This is a genomic window from Nocardia amamiensis NBRC 102102, from assembly GCF_001612745.1.
Taxonomy (GTDB): domain Bacteria; phylum Actinomycetota; class Actinomycetes; order Mycobacteriales; family Mycobacteriaceae; genus Nocardia; species Nocardia amamiensis.
This window is the reverse complement of record NZ_BDBA01000383.1, coordinates 1-2,555: the sequence shown is the minus strand read 5'-3', so window position 1 is coordinate 2,555 and position 2,555 is coordinate 1. Positions and strand designations below refer to the sequence as shown.

General features: G+C 68.8%; 4 protein-coding genes. All 4 read left to right on the top strand.

Features of this window, described 5'->3' with window-relative positions; genetic code table 11:
* Window positions 1-639, top strand: a 639-nt coding sequence (locus tag NA4_RS37890; RefSeq protein ID WP_067481026.1) for a CobD/CbiB family cobalamin biosynthesis protein, incomplete at its 5' end; no start/stop codon positions are given.
* Between the two features lie 221 nt (window positions 640-860).
* A complete protein-coding gene (locus NA4_RS37885) occupies window positions 861-1,199 on the top strand; it encodes an ROK family protein (RefSeq protein ID WP_067481022.1) in 339 nt (112 codons plus the stop codon).
* Between the two features lie 378 nt (window positions 1,200-1,577).
* Window positions 1,578-2,168, top strand: a complete 591-nt coding sequence (locus NA4_RS43145) for a cytochrome P450 family protein (protein ID WP_067481019.1) — start codon at window positions 1,578-1,580, stop codon at window positions 2,166-2,168.
* On the top strand, window positions 2,072-2,461 hold the full coding sequence (locus tag NA4_RS43140) for a helix-turn-helix transcriptional regulator (RefSeq protein ID WP_245671795.1): 390 nt from the start codon (window positions 2,072-2,074) through the stop codon (window positions 2,459-2,461). The genes NA4_RS43145 and NA4_RS43140 overlap by 97 nt, the downstream gene beginning before the upstream one ends.
* The last annotated feature ends 94 nt before the right edge of the window (window positions 2,462-2,555 follow it).

Below are 2,555 nucleotides of genomic sequence, written 5' to 3'. Positions count from 1 at the left end.
GACGGCGCTCGCGCGCTGCTGCCTGCGCTGTGCGGTCGCGACCCGGAGGCGCTCGACGCGGACGGACTCGCGCGCGCCGCGCTCGAATCCATCGCCGAGAACACTTCTGATGCGGCCGTCGCTCCGGTGGTCTGGGGCGCCGTGGCCGGTGTGCCCGGGTTACTGGGGTATCGCGCGATCAACACCCTCGATGCGATGGTCGGCTACCGCAACGAGCGCTACCGGCGCTTCGGCTGGGCCGCCGCGCGCACCGACGACGTGGCCAATCTGCTCCCAGCCCGCCTCACCGGCCTGCTCACCGCCGCGCTCGCACCGCTGGTCGGTGGACGTCCCGCGGCGGCGCTGCGGGCTTGGCGCCGCGACGCCGCCGGGCATCCAAGCCCCAACGCGGGTGTGGTCGAGGCATCGATGGCGGGGGCGCTCGGCGTCCGGTTGGGCGGGCGCACCCAGTACCCGCACGGCACCGAAATGCGTCCACTGCTCGGCGACGGCCCCGCCCCAACGGTCCACGACCTGCGCCGAGCCGTGCGACTCTCCGAAGCCGTGCAGCTCACCGCCGCCGTCCTCGCCGCCGTCCTCGCCGCCGCCAAGCCTCCGCCTGAACCCGGCTTCTGGAAAGGCTTACTGCTTACCCGCTGACCGTGCACCCGTTTTCGTTTCGGGGCAGAGAATCTGCGTTCGGCGGCACAGAATGCCCGTTCGAATGAACCGCCAGACCTCTGCGATCGACACTGTTCCGGACAAGCGCACGCGTGCTGGAACAGCATTCGATCGACCATGGAGGCATCGTGACCGAGACGGCCATCGAGTTACCCGTGCTGCCCGACGAGTCCGAAAGACCTGGTGGCGGTGGCTGATTCATGACAGTTCTGGCTTTGGAGATCGGCGCGGCCGGATTCGCCGCGAGCCGGGTGGCCGCTGGCATCGGCACGCGGGACATCCGGCGGATACCGGTACCGGCGGACGGGGTCTGGGACGCCTGCCGAGATCTCCTGCTCGATGTCGCCGGAGACGATGAGATCACCGCGGTCGGCATCGCCTGTCCGAGCCCGATCGACCGGTCGGGCGGGGTGGTCGCTCCCGCCGGAATCACCCAGTGGCATGGCGGATTCGGCATTGTGGCGGCGGTGCGCAGACTGTTCCCGGTCGCCATCGTCCGGATGGCATCGGATGGCCTGTGCCTGACGCTCGCCGAATGAAGTGTCGGTTCTGCCGCGGGAGCCGAGGCGATCTTGACCGGCGCCGGCATCCTCGCCCTGATCGCGGAGGAACGGGCAATCCGCGGCACACCGACCGGCCACGTCGAAATACCTGCCGACAGGCGCCTTCGCACTCGAGACGACTGCCGACCCGCACCGCGGGTCGTATGTGTCCGCCGCCGCCCGCGGTGAGCCCGGTGCCGGTCGCGCCGACGCAAGGGATTCGCGAAGCAACCCGAACTTTGGTACCGCGGCGTCAAAGTTTCGTTGCGAGGCAACGAATTACGGTTCGCATGTTCCGGTGCACGACCGCGACCGACACTGTGCGGGCACGCGCCGACACGGTCTCGTATGACCGAATGAACCCTGGGAGACACTATGACCGAGTCCGTCATTCAGTTGCCGACCGCTGGCGAGCCGGTGTTCGATACGTTCGATCGCATCTGCCGACGCGGTCCCGTGGTTCCGATCGAACTGCCCGGCAACGTCTCGGCCTGGATTGCGGTGAGCTACCAGGCGGTGAGTGAAATCCTCGCGGCCGACGGCACGGTGTTCAGCAAGAATGCACGCAACTGCCCGGCACTGCACGACGGCACGATTCCGGCGGATTGGCCGATGCGCGCCTTCACCGACATCGATCACATGCTGAATATGGACGGTGCCGATCATCGCAGGCTGAAAAAGACGATCGGCCAGGCATTCAGCCCCGCCCGGGTCGCCGCGCTCGAACCCCGGATCGGGCGAATCGTCACCGAACTCATCGACGACATTCCGGATCCCTCCGGCGAGGTCGACCTCGTCGAGGACGTCACCATGCCGTTTCCCGGCAACTGCGGTTCGCGCTACAGCAATCGGGCACCACGTATCGGGAGGTGCGACAGGACACGGCTCTACGTGCCGCACGCGACCTGCTCACCCGGCCCGGACAGACCGCGACCATCGGCGAGGTGGCGGCATACTGCGGGTTGACCGAGACCTGGTTCTCCACCGCATTCAAAGCGCGGTACGGCGAGACACCCCGTGAGTTCCGGCAACGCAGGCTGAGCGAACCGACCGGCGGATCCGCATGGTGCGAGCGGGTCGCGACCGCGATAGACGCGGCCTGGGCCGACGACACGGTTGCACTGGAATCCGTTGCCCGCCGCTTGGCTGTGGGACCACGGACGCTGCAACGGCGGCTGGCCGAGGAAGGCACCACCTGGCGCCGAGAGCTGGACGCCGCGCGCCGACGGCACCGGCACAATGCGACGCAGGACCGCTGACGTTCGTCGCGCTCTGCATTGGCCGCGCGGCTCTGGGGTGCGCGCCGGGTCCGGGCTCAGCTGCGGCCGCGGCCGTAGCGGTCGGCGAGGCGGG